Source organism: Pseudomonas sp. 5Vm1k, from assembly GCF_056161485.1.
Genome location: NZ_JBSPCZ010000019.1, coordinates 1 through 19,239 on the forward strand (window position 1 = coordinate 1; position 19,239 = coordinate 19,239).

Sequence of the window (19,239 nt, forward strand, 5' to 3'; positions counted from 1 at the left end):
AGGTAGTTGGCACCGATTGAGTGCCGCTGAACCCTCGAAAGATCCGTCGGCCGCGGGTTCTAGCGGTCAGCTCGGAATCTCTTGCAAGGTCCTGGTCGGTGCCAAATCCGCTGCTAACTCACAACAAAACGACTGGCTATCGGTGGAATCCTCACATCTATCGGAGGAGATAGAAGCAAGATTTTTATGGGCCAATGTCCCACGACTTGCCGTCCGTTTTTTAATATTCAAATAACGACCTTGCATTATGCAAGGTGATGCTCTCTCTGTGTCAGTAAAGTGACTGAGTGATATGGTGGTTTTGCAAGTCTATTTGGTTTATATGGGATCTTTCTTTTGTAGGTGTGTTGCCGCTGACCGAAAACTGACCCAGGTGTTCAACTGCTTCTGCTCACTTTCCGAGCAGGAGAACACAGGGTGATCAGCATGGAAATGTTGGGAAAAATCCGGCGGATGTACTTCCGCGAAAAGCTCTCGCTGCACCAGATAGCCAAGCGTACCGGGCTGTCGAGAAACACCATCCGAAAATGGGTCAGAGCGGCCGAAGCCACTCAGCCGGCGTACCAGCGGTGCGCGACCTTCAACAAACTCAGCCCTTTCCAAGACACGCTGGAACAGGCGCTGAATACCTGGCTCGGCCAACGCTGTCGTGCGCTCTGGAGCGAGCTGCTGCATCCGCAGTACAACGGACTGACGGTGGCGGAAGTTTTGGAGCTGGAACGGGTCGAAATGATGCCGATGCCGACGGCCTTTGATGGCTACGTCGAGCGCACCGTACGGGTCTCCAGCACCTGCCTGATCAACGTGGCGCGAAATCGCTATTCGGTGCCTTGTGAACGAGTCGCCAGTGGGTCAGCAGCCGTCTTTACCCATCCCGGATCGTGGTCATCGCCGATGAAACGATGATTGCCAGCCACGAGCGCCTCTTTGATCGAGATCAGGTCAGTTTTGACTGGCAGCATTACATCCCATTCATCGAACGCAAGCCGGGTGCGCTGCGCAATGGCGCACCGTTTGCCGATTTGCCCAATCCGTTGCGGCTTCTCCAACGGGGCTGAGACGTCACAGCAACGGTGATCGAATCATGACGCAGGTGCTCGCTACCGTGCCCATCGCCGGTCTCGACCCGGTGCTGGTAGCGGTCGGGAAGCTTGAGCGCCTTCCATTGTGTTGACGAAAGGCCACAGGGCGTGAAGGCGGTATGTCAGGACTTTGCTTCCTTGGTCCCCAGCACATCGCGGATGCTGTCCACCACATTGCTGTCTTTGATCACATCGTTCAGCCAACCCTCGAGCGGCATGTTGCCCCATTTGATCGCGCGTTCGATCAGATAAGGGACGGGGCTTTGGGGCTCGGTCTGTTTGAAGAACTGGGCGATGCCCGCCAGCAGGGTGAACGCTTCATCGCGGGTTTGCGGGGTGGTTCGAAGCGGTGTGCTTGAAAGACTTTGTTCAGGCTGGGTCATTGCGGAACCTGCGGATTGTTCGCCAGTGCTTTCAGGGATGGCCGGAGCCGGCGCGACAGGGGCCAGGGTCAGTTCGATGCCCCGGTCCTTGAGCAGTTTTTCCGCCAGTTGTCCTGCGCGGAACAAAATGTCATTGAGCCCAGCAAAGCTCGGCGCTTCAGGGCCAAAGAGCCTGTCCGCGGTGCTCTGAAGCTGCTGGCAGGCTTTCAGGCAGGCGGCTATCTCGCTGGCCTTGAGGCGCAGATGATCCGAGTCGGTCAGCACCACTGAACGCTGGAAGACTTCCGCGTTGATCTTGCCTTCGTCGAGGGCGGCCCGCATCGCCTGAGGGTTTTGCAGCGCCAGGTTTTCGATGTGCCTGGATTCATCATAGCGAAGCAGACCGTAATATTGCCCCTGGGTGATCGGCAATGCGCCGACGATGTCCGCCAGCGAGGTTTTCATCCACGCCAGGCGTGCGGCGCGTTCATCGACGCCGTCCTCCAAGGATGGAAACAGATCCGCCCAGAAGGTTTGCAGAATGCGCTCGGCCAGCGTCAGGCCGAAGGTAATACCAACAAAATGGTACTTGTGCGCCAGGCCTTCACTGAGCCAGGCGACCAGCATCAAGTCTTTGCTCTGTCGAGCCAGGCCTTGTGCAGCCAAGGTAATGGTCAGATCCCAATCGGAAGCCTTCAGATCGGTTTGCCAGTCACCCTGGGTAAGGTAATCGGGGTCTGCTCGACGAGCTTCCTTCACCTGATCGAACAAGGTGGAAAAGCTCAAGTCTTCACCGCTCCCCTCATTGATGGGCGCTGTCAGTTCGGCCAGCGAAAGGTCGTTGAGAAATTCAGACATAGGCAACTCTGATCAAAATAAAAGAACACCGCGCCTGTTTGGCAGGCACGGTGCTGAATGCGGACCGCTTGCGCGGTCCGCTATCGCTACGGGCTTAAGCGAAAACTTTGTTCGCCGTGCGATCCCAACCACCGGTGACGTTACCGCCGCCCTGGCCATCGGCACGGCTTTGTTGGGTGTAGGTAGTCTTGATGCGCGCGAAGTTGAAGCTGATTTCTTCAATCGGCAGATCGCTGACCGCTTTGTCTTCACCGCCCTGACTGCCGCCAGCGACAGCCTTGACGGAGGAGACCACGACTTCTTCCAGGTTGATGGTCAGGTAAGTGACCTTGTCACCGCCCGCGCGGTTGACGTTCAGCTGGATCTTGGCGATGTGAGTGCCTTTGCAGCAGGCTTCGAACAGCTTGGCAGAAGCCTTGTCAACGGCTTTACGGATGCTGAAATCGCTCAACGACACACGCTCCGACGAAGCGCCGCCCGAAGAGCTTGCAGTCGCGGAAGTCGCCTGAGTTGCGCCGTACTCGTAGCCCAGCACTTCGATCCAGTCCTTGTGCTTGTCGTCGAGCACTTCACCTGGAATGCCTTCGATCTGAATGTATGCGTCAAATGCCATTTCTAATTTCTCCTTACCTTCATTTAAAGGGCTGTAACAATCTGCGGACAGATCACAACCCTTCGTTTTTAACCTCTTTGAACGATCAAGAGAGGTGTCTTACCGGCCTGGGCCGAACTTCAAGCGGGCCCAGGCAGCGGTTTCCCTTCAGAAGCGCGGCCGTCTCAGTTGAGCGCCCGTACTTCGATTTCCACGCGCCGGTTAGGTTCCAGGCACTGAATAAGTTGGGCTCTTGGTTGCTGCATGTTGCATTTGACCAAGGGCTTGGTGCTGCCTTCGCCGACGGCTTCCACCAATTCACCCGGCACACCTTTGCCCACCAGGTAGGTCTTGATGGTTTGTGCGCGCTGCCGGGAAACCTGCAGGTTGCCCTGTGGGTCGCCCAGTTGATCGGCGTGCCCGGAGATGATGATTTTGCCGATGTCAGACGTGCTCAACAGCTTGCCGGCGATGGCGCTCAACTGGCCCTGACCTTCGGTTTTCAGGCTCTGGAAGTCGGCACGGCCAAAGGCGAACAAGGTGTCCGATTCCAGGGTGATGGTCTCGATCGAGCGCAACGATTGCGTGAGCAAACTGTTGATGTAGTTACGCGAACTGGAGGTCAGGAACGCGTTATCGAGGATCCGAGGCACGTCTTCCTCGTGGATCTGGTCGCTGTAGAAATTGATCTGCCGGCTGGCAAACTCGTAATCCTGATTCGAGGCCGAACCGTCATTTGAAGCACCGATGGTTTTACCGGTCTGGCGGGTAATCGCCGGGTACCAGTAATCTGGCATTTTCGCTTTCAGGATCGCCGGATCAGCCTTTTCGCGCTGGGCACGCGAGAGCATGACGTAGGTGTCCAGCGTGGTCTTGCCGAACGCCGCGATGGACTGCGCCCGGTTGTCGCTAGGCAGCGCCTTGGGTTCGACACTGTCCACGCCGGTCACGGGCAGCAGTTCCTTGCTGTTACGCTGATACACCTTGAGGGTGGTCAACAGGTACAGCGAGCGGGTCAGGTTGTCGGCGGTCGGCTTGAGCATCACGCTTTCCAGCCGACTGAAATACTGACTGCGCACCAGCGGCTCGACCTTGTAGCCCTGGTAAAGCCCCAGGCGCATTCGCATCGGCACACCTTCATCGTGGTGCTGCGCGTAGTAATGGGCGGTCCAGAAGCGCATGCGATCCAGCGTTTGCCAGTCGGTGTATTGCCCCGTCGCCGAAGCGTCGGCTTCAGCCGCCTGGGCCAGTTCCGTGGAAATAGTCTGCACGGTGTTTTTGTTGTTCACATAGGACCAGCCCAGCAAGCTGCACAGCAGCACCGCGACCAGCCCGGCACCACCAATCCACGCCGCCTTGCGCCGACGTTCGCGATGGTTGGTGGTGTACAGCGCCACCAGATGCTGGTCGGGAATGATGACTTTGCGGAACAGGCTGTTGATGAACAGCGGACGCGGTTGCGCATCGCCGCTGGCTATCTCTTGATCACTGTCCAGTGAGAAACGCTCGGTGACCTGGCGCGTGTGCCCACCCATTTCCGGTTGGTCGGCGTCCAGTGCACTGGTGAAATAGAAGCCGCGCAGCAGTTCGGCCTTTTGGTACGGGTTGGCGCGCAACAGCGCATCGACGAACAACTGCAGCCTCGGCTTCAGCGCCGCCAGTTCCAGCGGAAAGCGATACACCGCTGAATCCTGGCGGGTGATCTGAATGTCCTGCATGACCAGTTGTTGACTCGCCACCTGCTGCCAATAGCTGACCAACTCGTCCATCGCCACGCCGAATTGACGGCCCCAGTCGGCCTGTTCGTACCCTTTATGGGAAAACGTCTTGCCCATGACTTCGCCGCGAGCAACGTCATCCAGTTGGCGATAGAACGGGGTAAAACCTGGCACCAGGTCACACTTGGTGAACACCAGGTAGACCGGCAGGCGCACTTCCAGCAGCGCATGGGTTTCCTGGATGCGTTCGCGCAGGCGCTTGGCAATTCGCTCCTGGTCTTCGAGCGACGTTTGCAGAATGTCATGAATGCTGACGGTAACGATCAAGCCGTTGAGCGGCCGACGCTGGCGGTGCTGACGCAACAGTTGCAGGAAGGCCCGCCATTTGCCGGCCTCTTCCTGGTTGTTCATGTAGCGACCGGCGGTATCCAGCAGGACGGCTTCGGAACTGAAAAACCAGTCGCAGTTGCGGGTGCCGCCCAGGCCGGCGACACGCGCACCTTCACGCTCCGCATACGGGAAGTTGAGGCCCGATTGATAGAGCATCGTACTTTTGCCGGCAGCCGGCTGGCCGATCACCAGGTACCAGGGTAGGGCATACAGCGCATCCTTGGGATTGCTGCCCCGCGGCTTGTTGCTGTGCAGCCGCTCGATGCTCTGCAACAGGCGCTCGCGCAACAGGCTGACTTCTTCGCGGTCCGCCGGGCTGGCGTTGAGCACCGCTTGATCGGCGTCGTCGCGCAGCAGCCCTTCAAGGTTGTGGTGACGCGACACGCCCCGATAAAGCAGCAGCACGTAACCAGCCGAGAGCAGCAGGAACACGCCGATTCCGGTCAGCAGGCTGTTCAGCGAGCTGAAGTCAAACGCACGACCAATGCTCCACACCACGAAGATGGTGAGGAAAAAACAAACCCCCAGAATGTAGGGTTGGAAGCGCAAGAAGTAATACTTGATCTTGTTCATACGGACTTCAAATCCAGCGCGTCGACAAAACGGTCGATAACGTCATCAAGAGGGCGGTCGATTTCGGGAAAGGCGTGTTTCGGGTGGTGCTCATCAAATGCATCGAATGACGCCAGCACGTCATGGCTCTGCAAGCGGTTTGCGCTACCGGTCAGCACACGATAGGCATCGCTGTTGTTTCGTGACGGGAAGCAGATCAGCCGGGGGCGCATAAAGTCGTCCGCCAACAGACTGACCTGCGGCACGCCGCTGCCGGCGGTCATTCGCGCCAACCAGGTGATCCACAAATCGGCGGTCGGATTTTTCAAACCTCTTTCCGCCGGCAAGGGCAGGGAAATCCCCATCGGCGTTGGCTGATGCAGATGGCTTTTGAACGCCAGCAGCCGGGTCAGTACGGCATTGGTGACGAATTCCGGGTAGGCGCCTTCCAGCGCGGTGGCAATGTCGCGCAGGTTGAAGTTCACCAGGAACTTGTCATGCACGCGCCGGAATAACTCGAAATCCTGACCTTGCAACGGGCGCAAGGCCTTGATGCGGTCGAACAGCATGGACGTACTTGCGCCCTGGGCGGCCATGTGCAGCAACGGCCTGATCTGCCCGCTGAACAGTTCGCTCAGGGTGAAAGGATTGACCAACGTCCCGGAGTCGCTGGCTTTGACCGTTTGAAAAATGAAAAACGGATAGCGCCGCTGGCTGGAATCCCTCGAGCTGATCAAGCCGCCGACCAACCAGTTGCCACTGCGTGCGCGGTAGCTGAAAAAGCACACCGGTAACGCGTCGAACAGCTCTCGCCAGTCCTCAAGAGGCTGCAGGGCGGCCAATGCGCCTTGCAGCCAGGCATCGAACTCGCAGACGTCGTCGGCTGCACCGTGCAGGCTGACGAAGTCCGGGCTCGCGGGCACTTTTCCGAAACAGCCAATCATTGCCCGTGTCCCTGATTCAAGGCGAGCGTGCTCACTGGACCCGTCCGCCGCTGGCGTTGAGTGCACTCAGTGCCTTGACGTTCGCCAGGTCGGTCAGCTTGACGCCACCGTAGTTGCGCACGGCGAGGCTGACCTGGCCACTGGTGGTGTTCCAGCTGAAACGTTGCTGGATACCATCCAGATCGCTGACGCGGGCGCTGTCATTCATGCGCAACAGGCCCCAGCGACCGGGGTAATCGAACACCGTGATGCGTTCGCCGCTCAGCGTGATCACGTCCATGCGCGCACCAGGTGCGGTGGTGGTGCCCGGCCAGGAGAAGCGGCTCCAGCTGGTCTTGCCGTTGCGATAGTGCTGCACCTGACCGTCCAAGGTGAAGATGATGTCGGTGAACCAGGCCGCTGGCTCCAGCATGATCTCAAAACCGTTTTCCCGGTCCGACAGGCTGGCAATGACCTGGCCCAGTGAGCTGGCCTTGTCGATGCTGTTGACCATGTTCGGATTGACCAACGGGGTTGCTTTGCTGGCGCTGCTCATGCCGAGGCCTTCGCCCCCGGACAGATTGCCTATTTCGTTGCGCTTGAAGTTCGGCAGCAAGCCGGATTCCGGGTCGACGAAACGCTGCAGGTCCTTGACCGAGGCTTCATTGCGACTGCCTGCCGCAATCGGGTAACGGTGCGCCATGACTTGTTCCCAAGGCTTGGCGATCTGTTGTGCCCAGGCCTTGGCGATCTGCTCGCCGGCCGGATCGCGCAGGGTTTCCCAGGCGAACTGAATCGGCAAACTGAACAGGCCTTGTAGCGAAGTCGACAGGCCGCCCTGACTGGTGTCGACGGTGGTCTCCACGTAGTTGCGCACGCTGGTGACTTCGCTCGGCTGACCTTCCAGCGTTTCGCTGATCAGTTGCTTGCTGCTTTTGCCGACGTCTTGGGAGCGCTGGATGTTGTTCATCCGCACTTTGAGTTTGCGCAACGCCGCCAGGTAGCGATCCATGATCGTGCTGTCGGCGCCCTCGGCGTTTTGCACGGCGAAGACCCGCGACACCGGCTCGAAGCGCTTGGCCAGGCTGCCGTCGTCCACCGCAGGCAACGGCGAAATCAGCGCATTGGGCGAGGTGTCCTGCCCATCGAAAATCCCCGTGACCTTGCCCCAGAAACCGTCATTGCGCTTGATTCCCGGTTGCTGCGTTTCACGCGGTGCAGGCACATCCCATTGGGTGTTGTCGTTGACCGCTGCCAGCAGGTTTTTCACCGGCGAGTTCTGCACGTCGCTGAGCAGCGACAGTTGTTGGGTCGCGTTGGCCATGTCAGTGAAATGGCGAACACCGACGCTGTCGATCAGGGTGTACCAGGCTTGGGTGTAGTCGCGTTTGTAACGCGTCATGAACTCACGGATGAAGTTGGCTTTCTGCACAAGGCTGTCGCCGCCTTCGCCATCGAGCACCCAGTCCGATTCGTTTTGCAGGTTGCCCGACAGCAGTTTGATCAGCTCAGGCTTCACAAACTGTTCCCAACCCTGACGGGTGAAAATCGCCGGCACCGCTTCGCTGCCATACAACAGCTGACGCCCTGGCAGCGGCACCAGATCGCTCAGGCCCACGGCCGGGAACTGGCGGCTGGACTCCAATTGCAGGCGCAGATATTCACGGTCCACCAGTGAGCTGGAAATCATGAACGACTTCAGGCTATTGCGGGTTTCGCTGATCAATTGCTCGTTACGTGGCAGGGACGGCGCCTGGCCATTTTTCAGCAGTTGCACGTAGACCGGCGAGTTGTCCTGAATAACCGCTGTGCTGACCGGGTTGTCGGTATTGGCGGTGTTGGCCCAGGCAACCGGCAACGCCGCGCCGACGAACTCTGGCTCAGGATGGGTTTCAGGTTGCGTCAGCATCAAGTAGAGCTTCAGCGCGTTATAGGACTCGATGATGGAGGCGACCTGGCGCTCGTCCAGTCGACCGAGCATTTCCTCGGACAACGAGAGCCCACCGGTGGTCGCCGACAGTTCTGCTGCGTCGCTCGTCGTGGCCGGATTACGCAGTGCGGTCAACGCATCCCCGCGCACCTTGTTCGCGGAACCCTTGGCCGCAGCGCTCAAACGACTGGTGACATCACCGGCGCTGCGCGGAACGCTGCTCAAGCGGGTCGGCAGTTTCAGCCCTTGCGCGCGAGCTTTGGCTGACGGACTGCCGGCCTTGGCGGGCGTCGCCGCGAAGCTGTTCTGCGGGTCCATGGTTTTTGCGAACTCATTGAAGGCGCGCATCTGCAATTGAAGTTGCAGGGTGATCGGTTCGAGCGCCTGAGTACGCAACTGCTGCAAATAAGCAGTCTGTGCGACGCGGTAAATGTCGTCTCCCCGATAGAGGCCAGCGCTGAGTTGCAGCGGTACGCCTTTGGCACGGTACTTCTCGATGGCGGCGAGTTGATCGCGGAGCAATTCCAGGCCTTGGCCCGAGGCCAGCAACTCGGCGCGCTCCGGTGATTGTTGCAGCTCGTTGAGTTGCTCGCGCAATGCGGCCAGCCACTGACGGTTGTTCTGGAAGGACAGGGTTTGCCAGCCAATGAACACCAGTGCGGCGAGCACGGCCACGCCCAGCACGGCCGGGCTGAAGGATTTGTTGTGTCCGGAACGCGACTGATAAAGTGTCAGGTCGCGGTCCGGGAAAATCACGCGGCGGAACGTATCGGTAATGAAATAGCTGCGGTCACTGATTTTCTTGCCGCTGCTGGGTGTGTGCTTGTCGTGCTCGGCTTCTGGCAGCAGTGAAAACGACTCGGCGAGATCATCTTCATAGACCTGGCTCAGTTGCTGATCGGTCTGCAAAGCACTGGTGAAATACAGGCCGCGCAACAACAGTTGCGTACCCGAATGACCGGTCTGGGCGAAGTGCTGGAGAAACTGTTCGAGCACCACCGACAGTTCGGAAAAATAGTTCGGGAAGTTCAGCAGCGCGCTGTTGGCATCGGCGCCCAACGCAATCATCTGCGCGTCGACGTGACGGCGAATATGACTGTGCAGGTTGGCCAGCTTGGCATCCAGCACCGGGCGCAAACCCTGGTTGCGGATTTCCGACAAACCGAAGGTCATGCCCAGCGGTTGCTGACGTTCGTTCAGGTCCAGGCCTTCAAAAGCCTGGCTGAACCCCGGCAGTTGATCGGTCTTGCTCAACATTAGGTAGATCGGCGGGTTGGCGTCCAGGCAGTCGGTGTATTCCTCGATGCGTGACACCAGTTGCGCAGCGAGCTCGTTGCGCTCGGTGGCGCTGGCGGCCAGCAGTTCAGGCAGGCTCACCACCAGCACCAGGCCGTTGACGGCGGCTTTGTTGCGTTGCTTTTTCAGCATCCGCAGGAACGCGGCGAATTCGCTGGCCGACTGGTCGTCACGCAGGTAGCGACCGGCCGTGTCGATCATCACGGCCTCAGGGCTGAAGTACCAGTCGCAATGTTGCGTACCGCTTTGTGTGTCATTGGCGCTGTTGGCGATGCTCGCGGACAGGCCGGAACGTGTCAGCAATGAGGTTTTACCGGCACCGGACATGCCGATGACCAGGTACCACGGCAAGTCATACAGCGCCGACGAGCCGCCGCCACCGGCCGAGCGGTCGGTGCGCAGCATCGCGATGGCGTGCTTGAGCCGTTCGCGCAGCACTTGCTGGTCGCGAAATTCACCGGTGGATTTAAGCGATCGATCGACCTCGATCTGCACCAGGTTCTCAAGGTTGTGTTCAGCGCGGATCCGCTTGTACTGACGCAGCACAATGATCAGCAAATAGAAGGCGCTGATGATCGCCATCGCCTCCAGCGTGTAACCACGCAACCAGCTCACGTGCGGTGCCGCGAACCAGCCAATCGCCAGGCTCGCCAGCCACAGCACGGGGATGACAAACCAAAAGCTTTTCAACAAACGCAATAATGTCTTCATGTCTTCCTGACTCGATTACCTGAGGTGTGCTCAGGCACTGAACAGCTGGCTAATTTGTTCGGACAATGCGGCTACGTCCTTGGCCAACAACCAGTCCAGCGTCAGGTAAACACCCACGCAGACCAGCGCAATGAGCGCCAGATAGAGCCAAACGGGAACTTCATGGCGCAGCATCTGCGAGACCTGGTCGGGCAATGCCCAATCCGGCGAGAGCGCCTTGGGCGTCTTGCGGTATCGCGCGATGTCCTGGCCCAAGGTGTTGGCCAGATAACGCAATTGGTCTTTTTGGCCGAGGCTGAATTTGCCTTCGAAACCCAGCGCCAGACACAGGTGATAGACCTCAAGCACATCCAGGTTTTGCTTGACGTCACTGCGCAACGAATCGATTTTCTCGAAAAAGCCTTCGCCCGCCAGGTGCACGCCGAAATAGCGGAACTGCAACGGCTGCAGTTCGAAGTGACGACGCAGGTCGTTTTCCCCGGAGCGCAACACGCTTTCGTCGAGGAACGCACACAGGGCGTATTGCGTGTCCTTCACCTGTTCAACACTGTAGTTGGCGTTACGGGCTTCGCGTTCCAGTGTCGAGAAGAAGGCATCGATGCTCGCCTCAAAAGCGGTGACCGAGGTCACTTGACGGCCTTTTCGCACGATCAGCGCCATGCTGATGAAGTCTTGCACCAGGTCTTTCAGCACCGGTTTTTCAGTTGCGGCCGCCACGGCGCCTTGCATTACGGCTTCGTTCATTTGAGTACCGCCATCAGTTCAAGCTTGAGATTGGTAAAGGCGCTGGGTGCGTAAAAAGAGATGGCCTGGGCACTCATCATGCGTTCATACACCCGGCCATGCGGCTCGATGGAGAAGTAGTGATTGTCCAGTCGCACCGGAATCGCGTTGGGCAAGCGGGTCGAGTGATTGAGCGTGACGCCGGGCATGGCGCTGTTGACCACGACTTCAATGTCTTCCGGCGAGCCGACCTTGAACGCGCGCGGCACCAGTTCCAGCAGGCTGGAACCGGGCATGTCGGCGTGCACCGAAATATAGAAATCCGCCTCGGCCAGTCGCGGATCGAGCAGCTGTCCCAGCCAGTACGAAGGCTTGGTCTGGGTCAGGTTGATCATCACGCACTGGTTAGGCACGACGTTGTCGAGCAGTACACGAATCATTTCATCGAGCTTGACCAGCGAAGCCGCCGGGTCGTGATGGTCATACTCGGGGATGTCGTTGAGTTGCGTGTCCAGCGAAAACGTCAGCAAGCCGCCCGCGAGTTCCGCCAGAAACAGATACAAGCGCTCGGGGTGCAGGCGCGGGTGGGCGAGCAGGTGCGCCAGGCCCGGGTACGCACGGTTCACCGTGTTCAACAGCCAGAACAACGTCACGTCGCTGGAGCCGAACTCGGCAATCTGGTCCGCGCGTTCGCGACGACGACCCGACAGCGCCTTGCTTTTGGATTGCAGAGCGCCGAGCAATCGCTTGCCCAGACCGGTCAGAGTTTCGTGAGTGCCGACATGCAAGGTCGGGTGCACGAAGTGTGCATCGAGGTTGAAGCCGCCGATGTTGTTGCGTGACAGCCGGGCGATCGGGCAGTGGCTGTAGCCATCCAGGTTATCGCCGTCGATCAGCATCACCACGTTCAGGCGCAGGCTGGTGATTTCGTTCTCGAGGTCACCTTCGTTGAGGTCCGGCAAGGTGTCGAACTGCTTGCGAAACCGCCGTGCGCTTTTTTGTTCCTGGCCGTCTTCGACGTAATTCATGCCGAACGGCTCAGGCAGTTTCAGCGCGGCGTAGACCTTCAGGTCGTTGCCCTTGAGCAAGTCCTTCAAGTCACGCGCTGCCGGCAGCGGGTCATGCTGCGGCGCGTCGTACAGGCTGCCGTCGGGAAACACCAGTTTCAACCGTTTCAGCTGCAAAGAGCCGGTTGCGAGCGCTTCTTCATCGACCTGCAGCATTTGCACCCCCCAATGGAAAGGCGTGTTGCGCAGCGTCGACTCTGCCAGCTGATGCTGGTGGAACTCATCCTGATATTGGAAATGTTGTGGCAAAAGGAACATACCTTCCGACCACATCACCCGGCTTTGCTTACTCATGAACGCCTTCCAATAGAGAGGTTAATTTTGACTCGGTGGCTTTTTGCGCGGAGCTGGTCGCCGTGTCTTCAGCCTGTTGCACGGCCGCGTTCTGCACACGCTGGGTGAGAGTTGGCTTCGCTGACGGGTCGGGCAGGGCAGAGGCTTGGGCGAGCTGCTCCTGAGTCTTGGGTTTGTTCAAAACATCGACACCGTTCACGGCGGAAACGGTGTTGTTGTCCACCAACACCCGCAGGCCATCGGCGGAAAACCAGATGCCATCCTTGCGCAGCGAGTTGGCGTCAAACGCAACCTTCCAGCGGCTGTTTTCATCCGAGCGGAAAAATGCGGCAACGCCGACGTAGCCCGCGGCCTTGTTCAACGGCCACTTGTCGACCTGCCCCATGCCTGGCAGCAAGGTGATTTCACGGTTTTCGAGCAGCGTATTGCCGAGGGCTTTTTGCGGGTCGTCCCACAGCGTGTCGGCGTCGATCGACGAAAAGCGCTCAAGCGACGTCAGCTGATACACGCGAATCACTACGGACAGCGGTTTGCCGGACTCATCGGGATTGAGCTGATTGCCGCCATCTGACGTCAGGATGACCTTCTCGTTATCGTCGAACAGCATGTCGCCGGCCCACGTATCGTCGACCCGCTTGCTGACACGGTCAGTGACGCCACAGGCCGTCAACGCCATCATCAATGCCACTGCGATCAGGCAATTTGCCAATGCCGGCTGCGCAGGGCGCTTCCTTGAATGTCTGTTATCCATGATGGCTACCTTTAAATACTCATTCAGCACAGGCTGTAGGCGAAATCGCCGTCGCTGCCCAACGCGATGTTCAAACTCTGGATCGGCTTGTCCTGCGCCATCCGCTCCAGAACCCGTTGCGCCAGTTCCGGCATCAGGGTTTTCGACAGGATGTTGTCGATGTTGCGGGCGCCGCTGTCGACTTCGGTGCAGCGCGAGGCAATGGCTTTGACCAGTGCTTCGTCGTAGCTCAGGACGGCTTGATGGTTGCGCTCGAAACGCTTGCGGATGCGCTCGAGTTTGAGCGCGACGATGCGCTCCAGAATGGCGTCCTTGACCGGGTAGTACGGGACGATGGTCAGGCGGCCGAGGAACGCCGGTTTGAACACCTGGTTCAACTCCTCGCGCAGGCCTTCGACGATGTCTTCCGGCGTCGGTTGCTGCTCGGCATTCAGGCACCACTGCATGATGCGATCGGTGCCGGTGTTGGAGGTGAGGATGATCACGGTGTTGCGGAAGTTGATCTCCCGGCCTTCACCGTCATCCAGCACACCTTTATCGAACACCTGGAAAAACAGTTCGAGCACGTCCGGGTGGGCTTTTTCCACTTCATCCAGCAGCACCACGCTGTAAGGCTTGCGCCGCACGGCTTCGGTCAGCACGCCGCCTTCGCCATAACCGACGTAACCCGGTGGCGAACCCTTAAGGCTCGATACCGTGTGGGCTTCCTGGTACTCGGACATGTTGATGGTGATCAGGTTACGTTCGCCGCCGTACAGGGTGTCGGCCAGGGCCAGCGCGGTTTCGGTCTTGCCGACACCGCTCGGGCCGAGCAGCAGGAACACCCCGATCGGCTTGTTCGGGTCTTCCATGCGTGCGCGGGATACCTTGATGCGCTTGCCGATTTCCTGCAGGGCGTGATCTTGTCCGAGTACCCGTTCGCCCAGCAGCGCGGGCAGGCGCTGGACGGTGTCGATTTCATCACGGAGCATTTTGCCCAACGGGATGCCGGTCCAACCGGAGATCACTTCGCCAATGGTCCCGCCGTCGACTAACGCATGCACCAGCGGTTGTTCACCCTGGACGCTGGTCAGCTCGGCGCGTACCGCTGCAATCTCGCGGGTATCGGGTGTCTGGTTGTCCGGATGGCTGAGCGCGCCGAGTTTTTCCACCAGTTCCAGTTCGCGTTGCCACTGTTGCTCCAATGCATCGCGGGTTTGCTGTTGCGCCAGTAACTCGGTGTCGAGGATCGCCAGGCGCCGGGCATGGTCGCTGCCTTTGGCGGCTTCTTGCTGCAGCACCGAGATTTCAGCCTGAAGGTTGTCGATGGTTCTTTTGCAGTCTTCCAGCGGCCCCGGCTGCGACGATTGACCGAGGGCAACCCGCGCGCAGGCGGTGTCCAATACGCTGATGGCCTTGTCCGGCAACTGGCGCCCGGTGATGTAGCGATTGGACAAACGCACGGCTTGCACCAGCGCTTCGTCCATCACCGTGACTTTGTGGTGATCCTGCATCTTGGCCAGCAGGCCGCGAAGCATGTGGATCGCCTTGTCTTCGTCCGGCTCTTCGACCTTCACCACCTGGAAGCGACGTGCCAGGGCGGCGTCTTTCTCGAAGTACTTCTTGTACTCGGCCCACGTGGTCGCCGCGATGGTGCGCAATTCGCCTCGGGCCAAGGCTGGCTTGAGCAGGTTGGCTGCGTCGTTTTGCCCGGCCTGGCCACCGGAGCCGATCAGGGTGTGGGCTTCGTCGATGAACAGGATGATCGGGTGCAGGCTGCGCTTGGTTTCTTCGATGACCGACTTGAGGCGGCTTTCGAACTCGCCTTTCACCCCGGCACCGGCCTGGAGCAAGCCCAGGTCCAGGGTGTGGATGGCCACGTCTTTAAGCACCGACGGCACATCTCCCTGGATGATGCGCAGCGCCAGGCCTTCAACCACGGCAGTTTTACCGACGCCGGCTTCACCGGTCAGGATCGGGTTGTTCTGGCGCCGACGGGTGAGGATGTCGACCATCTGCCGAACCTCGAACTCACGTCCCAGTACTGGATCAATCCGGCCTTCGCGCGCACTTTGCGTCAGGTTGATGGTGTATTGATCGAGAGCCGGGGTCTTGCCGTTGCCTTTAACCGTACTGCGCGCAGCGACGTGCGCACCCGCCAACGGCTTGGCTTGCTGCGATTCGGCGCTGCCTTCGACCAGCGCGCCGAGGTTGACCCGCAGGTCGTCGGCATTGATTTTTTCCAGCTCGTGGGCGGACGCGATCACTACCCGGCGCAGCTCGTTGTCATCCAGCAATGCTTGCAACAGATAACCGGTGCGAATCTGCCCTTGCCCGAACTCGATAGAGGCCAACACCCAGGCTTGCTCGATCATTCGCGTAATGTGCGGCGACAGTGCAGGCGTGCGAGTGTTGCCTTTTTTGAAGGTCCCCAGCGTGGTTACCAACTGAGCCTGCAGGCGATCCGGCACCACATCGTAGTGACGCAGAATGGCCGGCAGGTCGTTGTCGTTGCTGTCGAGCAACTGCAATAACAGGTGCTCGATCTCGACGTCGTAATGCTGTTCCGACAGGCACAAGGCCACAGCACTTTCGGTGGCGGTGCGGCTGGTTTCGTTCAGTTTGGCAAACAGGGACTTCAGGTTCACAGGGAGACCCCATCAAAAGGAATGTGGAAGAGGGCACAACGGGAAGGTTCCACGTCGACACCAGGACGTTTGAGCCAGCCTTGCCAGCCCAGTGCAACGTTGCCCTGGCGACCGAGACGGGCCACGGGGACTGCTTCGGGTTTGAGCCGAGGCGACAACTGGAAGTCCAGTTCGGCGCCGACGTAGAACCGCACCAGCTCCACCAGCTTCTGGTAGTCGACGGTGCCTGGCTGGAAGCGCTGATAGTCGACCAGGTCCAGCGGACCCAGCTCGATGCGCACGCACGATTGGTAATCCCAGACCCGGTTACCGGCGACTGCGCTTTGCCCGAGCGCGGCGTTTTTGCGGCCCAATTGCGTGCATTGGCTGGCGTCGAGTTTCAGCCAGCGTCCGGCAAACGGCTTGACCTTGAACGGCAGCGAAAAATAGAAGGACAGCATCACTTCAAGGTTCAGCGAGTTGCGTGGCTTCTGGGCAAACAGGCCGGAGAAATAGCTGAACAATTCGCGCCGCAGCGGTGAGCCTTGCTTGTCGAATTTCTGCTTCTGCGCCTCAGGCCCGAAACCCACCAGATTGAGCAGGTAGCGATCAAAATCCGAGGTGCCGTTGCGTTCGTATTCGATGTAGAACTTGTATTTCTGCCAGGCCTCGTAGAACAGCGTGGTCATGCGATGCGAGAACATATCGAGGAAAGCATGGGCCGCATCATCGCGGTGCTGGATATGCCGCTCGATCAGCAACTCGGTGTAGGGGCGCGGCAACACGCCGGACGGCCCGACCAGTCCCATGAACGTGACTTGCACTTCAGACAGGGGCAAACCTGCCGCCGACACCTTGCCTTCACGCTCAAACTGCAAGTCGCTGACTTCACTCGCAGGGAAGTTCAGCGACAGCTGCGAGCGAAAACGCAAAGGGTCTTCGTGCGGTCGAGTGTCCAGGTCCATGCGCCCGGTTCTGCTGTAATGCAGGCGGAGCAAACGCACCAATTGGAAAAACTCGAATCGGTGCGGCTCAGCCCGTGCCTGGTCGATCAGACCAGGGGTTGATCGCCGGTTCGCGGTGGCCATTGGACGACTCTCTTTTCGCGCTGCAAGGTGCGAAGGGTTAATTGGGTAAAACTGTTCATGGTGCAGTACTGGCCAAAGAAGTGGTCGAGCACCATGCCGAACAAAAACACACCGCTGCCGGTGTATTGGCTTTCATCGAAATTGAGGGTGATGCCGACGCCTCGGACAAAGTTCGGACGCGGATGGCCGATGCGTGCCACCACCGGCTCGCTGCTGACCGAGACAATGCCGTTGATCTGTTTGCGCAGCGCCGACACGTTGCGGTAGTTGTAGAGCGACAGCAGCTCCAGCAGCACTTCGCGCCCCTGGGACACCAGCGACATGTGGTTGAGCGAGAGGTGCGAAATCAGCCGCCAGATCACCCCGTTACCCAGAGGCACGCGCGCGGTTGCGGTGGGTTTGCGCAAGCAGCGGATGTCCTGGATCACCGAGTTGCCCGGGATGTTGAAGTCTCCGCGCTCGCCACCGAACGGCAGCATCAACGGCAGGTCACGATTGCTACAGGTCAGGCGCAGGCTCAAGGTGTCGTTGCTGGAGTTGATCAACTCCAGTTCGCGATCCACCACCCGGATAAACACATCCGACCCATCACGCTGGCGCGACTGCACCGGCCGACGTCGTGCGATCCAGAAGCTCTGGCCGGGACCTTGATCGCCACGCGGTTCGAAGAACGGATGACAGGTGCTGACCTGATCGACACCGCCGACTTTGCGCACCCGACGCACCCGATCGATCGACACCACTTCCGCCGAGCCTTGCAGGCGCACATCCGGCGTCACGGCATACTCGTGCTGGGCGTGGGTCAACTTGATCGGCTCTGCCTGTTGGCGGAACAGATTGATGATCGGCGTGCAGTTGAGCTTGAAGTTATTGCGCCCGATGTTCTGCGTCAGGCGCGCCAGGCGATCGCTCAGGTCGTAGTCCGAAAAGTAGAAGTTGATCTCGATTTTCTCGAGGTTCTGGCCCGCTAACAGCCGCGCAAAACCCGACAGGTCGAAGAACATGAACTTGTCCGGGAAGGTGAAGTACTCGTGCAGCAAGCGATAACCGAGGAACGAGCGCTCCGAATAATCCACCAAGCCTTCATCGCGACCATAACCGACGGCTTTCAGCGCGTTCGCTGGCAGCGAGATCTCGCGGGTTCGCCCCTCATCCTCGAACGACAACGTAGCCTTGGCCAGGTTGTTGAACAGCAGCTCATAGAGCTGCAGCATCAGGGTGCTTTCGCCGTCGAGGAAAAAACGCAGGCTGTCCAGTTCCATCTTGCCGAACAACACATCAGAGGTGGCCGTCAGGCCGATGCGCAGGCGCGCGACCAAGTCCGCACGATGACCGTTGAACGCTGAGCGTTCCATTTCAATGAACGACGCTTGATGCACTGCCACCGGCCACAGTTCAACCGGGTAGCAAGTGCGGAATTTGCACACCACGCCATCAATCGGGTTGGCGCTGAGTTCGGTGTGGCGGGCGACGCGGAAGGCCTCGGTGACCTTTTCCTGCTTGCCCATGTTGAACTCGACGATCGACATCGACGGGGTAGGGCGCAGGTAATGCGGGTACAACACTTCGAGAAACGACTCGACGATTTCCGGCAGCTCATCGTCGAGTTTTTTGTGCACGCGAGCGGACAGGAACGAGAACGCTTCGATCAAGCGCTCGGTATGCGGGTCTTCGCAGTTATCGCCCTCGATGAGCAACCGCGAAGCAATCTTCGGATACTGGCTCGCGAACTCCTGGCCTAAAAAGCGCAGGTGCGACAGTTCCTTTTCGTAATAGGGCAGCAGATCGTCGAGCATCAGTTGAGGTTCTGCACTTTGTATTCCTGGGTGTTGACCTGCAGCACCGCGTCGAAGGAAACCTGACGGGTGATGTCTTGCAGGCGCAGTACTGCGTCCACGCGGAAGGTCAGCATGCGTTGGCCGGTTTGTTGGGCGAGCAGTTGGACTTTTACGCTGCGAAACCGTCGATCGCCGACGGTGATCGCTTTCTCCAGTTGTCGTTGAATCAACAGGCGGTCTTGTGGATCAAGCACGCTGCGACTGGTGAAATCCGGCATGCCGTAGTCGAGGATGGTTCCGCCCAGATTGACGAAACCCTCCAGCTCGTTGGCGACCAGGGACTGGCGTGTGTTGACCAGCACCTCCAGGTCGCGAACGATGCTGGCCTTGTAATCGGCCAGCGAACACAAGCGTTGCGATGAAGCTTCCATGGATTGATGCGGATGATCGTCCAGCAATCGATCCAGCAACGATGGCAACAGCTTGTGTTGACTACTCATATAGCCTCCCTGGCAATG

The 19,239-nt window shown here is 59.1% G+C and carries 12 protein-coding genes and 1 pseudogene; 1 reads left to right on the forward strand and 12 read right to left on the reverse strand.

Going from position 1 to position 19,239, the window contains the following annotated elements; all coding sequences use genetic code 11:
* Window positions 1-435 precede the first annotated feature (435 nt).
* Window positions 436-1,144 (forward strand): annotated as a pseudogene (locus ACWIKB_RS27605) (Mu transposase domain-containing protein); the annotation flags it as partial.
* Window positions 1,145-1,204: 60 nt separating this feature from the next.
* On the opposite strand, the gene tssA reads toward ACWIKB_RS27605, so the two are convergent.
* From tssA to tssE, 12 genes are all read right to left on the reverse strand, one after another.
* Complete coding sequence (gene tssA, locus ACWIKB_RS27610; protein WP_475270662.1) at window positions 1,205-2,302, reverse strand: type VI secretion system protein TssA; 1,098 nt, start codon at window positions 2,300-2,302, stop codon at window positions 1,205-1,207.
* Between the two features lie 94 nt (window positions 2,303-2,396).
* Window positions 2,397-2,915 (reverse strand): Hcp family type VI secretion system effector, encoded by a 519-nt coding sequence (locus ACWIKB_RS27615; protein WP_059404755.1) that lies wholly within the window; start codon window positions 2,913-2,915, stop codon window positions 2,397-2,399.
* A gap of 164 nt (window positions 2,916-3,079) precedes the next feature.
* On the reverse strand, window positions 3,080-5,575 hold the full coding sequence (tssM, locus tag ACWIKB_RS27620; RefSeq protein WP_475270663.1) for a type VI secretion system membrane subunit TssM: 2,496 nt from the start codon (window positions 5,573-5,575) through the stop codon (window positions 3,080-3,082).
* Window positions 5,572-6,498 carry a type VI secretion system-associated protein TagF gene (gene tagF, locus ACWIKB_RS27625; protein ID WP_475270664.1) on the reverse strand — a complete coding sequence of 309 codons (927 nt, stop codon included), beginning with the start codon at window positions 6,496-6,498 and terminating at the stop codon, window positions 5,572-5,574. Before tagF ends, tssM begins: the two co-directional genes overlap by 4 nt.
* A 31-nt stretch (window positions 6,499-6,529) precedes the next feature.
* Window positions 6,530-10,414: a type VI secretion protein IcmF/TssM N-terminal domain-containing protein gene (locus tag ACWIKB_RS27630; protein WP_475270665.1), complete on the reverse strand. Its 3,885-nt coding sequence runs from the start codon at window positions 10,412-10,414 to the stop codon at window positions 6,530-6,532.
* A 30-nt stretch (window positions 10,415-10,444) separates the two neighbouring features.
* On the reverse strand, window positions 10,445-11,158 hold the full coding sequence (icmH, locus tag ACWIKB_RS27635; RefSeq protein WP_169374122.1) for a type IVB secretion system protein IcmH/DotU: 714 nt from the start codon (window positions 11,156-11,158) through the stop codon (window positions 10,445-10,447).
* Window positions 11,155-12,498 (reverse strand): type VI secretion system baseplate subunit TssK, encoded by a 1,344-nt coding sequence (gene tssK / locus ACWIKB_RS27640; RefSeq protein ID WP_475270666.1) that lies wholly within the window; start codon window positions 12,496-12,498, stop codon window positions 11,155-11,157. The genes icmH and tssK overlap by 4 nt, the downstream gene beginning before the upstream one ends.
* Window positions 12,491-13,249 (reverse strand): type VI secretion system lipoprotein TssJ, encoded by a 759-nt coding sequence (gene tssJ, locus ACWIKB_RS27645; protein ID WP_475270668.1) that lies wholly within the window; start codon window positions 13,247-13,249, stop codon window positions 12,491-12,493. Before tssJ ends, tssK begins: the two co-directional genes overlap by 8 nt.
* Before the next feature lie 23 nt (window positions 13,250-13,272).
* Window positions 13,273-15,876, reverse strand: coding sequence for a type VI secretion system ATPase TssH (tssH, locus tag ACWIKB_RS27650; RefSeq protein WP_475270669.1), 2,604 nt, complete (start codon window positions 15,874-15,876; stop codon window positions 13,273-13,275).
* Window positions 15,873-16,943 (reverse strand): type VI secretion system baseplate subunit TssG, encoded by a 1,071-nt coding sequence (gene tssG / locus ACWIKB_RS27655; RefSeq protein ID WP_149658795.1) that lies wholly within the window; start codon window positions 16,941-16,943, stop codon window positions 15,873-15,875. Before tssG ends, tssH begins: the two co-directional genes overlap by 4 nt.
* On the reverse strand, window positions 16,907-18,739 hold the full coding sequence (tssF, locus tag ACWIKB_RS27660) for a type VI secretion system baseplate subunit TssF (RefSeq protein WP_149658794.1): 1,833 nt from the start codon (window positions 18,737-18,739) through the stop codon (window positions 16,907-16,909). The genes tssG and tssF overlap by 37 nt, the downstream gene beginning before the upstream one ends.
* A complete protein-coding gene (gene tssE, locus ACWIKB_RS27665) occupies window positions 18,739-19,221 on the reverse strand; it encodes a type VI secretion system baseplate subunit TssE (RefSeq protein WP_149658793.1) in 483 nt (160 codons plus the stop codon). The genes tssF and tssE overlap by 1 nt, the downstream gene beginning before the upstream one ends.
* Window positions 19,222-19,239 lie beyond the last annotated feature (18 nt).

Excerpts from the sequence above, each read along its gene's own strand:
- tssA (WP_475270662.1), bottom strand. The coding sequence starts at position 2,302 with ATGTCTGAATTTCTCAACGACCTTTCGCTGGCCGAACTGACAGCGCCC.
- ACWIKB_RS27630 (WP_475270665.1), bottom strand. The coding sequence starts at position 10,414 with ATGAAGACATTATTGCGTTTGTTGAAAAGCTTTTGGTTTGTCATCCCC.
- tagF (WP_475270664.1), bottom strand. The coding sequence starts at position 6,498 with ATGATTGGCTGTTTCGGAAAAGTGCCCGCGAGCCCGGACTTCGTCAGC.
- tssG (WP_149658795.1), bottom strand. The coding sequence starts at position 16,943 with ATGGCCACCGCGAACCGGCGATCAACCCCTGGTCTGATCGACCAGGCA.
- tssM (WP_475270663.1), bottom strand. The coding sequence starts at position 5,575 with ATGAACAAGATCAAGTATTACTTCTTGCGCTTCCAACCCTACATTCTG.
- tssJ (WP_475270668.1), bottom strand. The coding sequence starts at position 13,249 with ATGGATAACAGACATTCAAGGAAGCGCCCTGCGCAGCCGGCATTGGCA.
- icmH (WP_169374122.1), bottom strand. The coding sequence starts at position 11,158 with ATGAACGAAGCCGTAATGCAAGGCGCCGTGGCGGCCGCAACTGAAAAA.
- tssE (WP_149658793.1), bottom strand. The coding sequence starts at position 19,221 with ATGAGTAGTCAACACAAGCTGTTGCCATCGTTGCTGGATCGATTGCTG.
- ACWIKB_RS27615 (WP_059404755.1), bottom strand. The coding sequence starts at position 2,915 with ATGGCATTTGACGCATACATTCAGATCGAAGGCATTCCAGGTGAAGTG.
- tssF (WP_149658794.1), bottom strand. The coding sequence starts at position 18,739 with ATGCTCGACGATCTGCTGCCCTATTACGAAAAGGAACTGTCGCACCTG.
- tssK (WP_475270666.1), bottom strand. The coding sequence starts at position 12,498 with ATGAGTAAGCAAAGCCGGGTGATGTGGTCGGAAGGTATGTTCCTTTTG.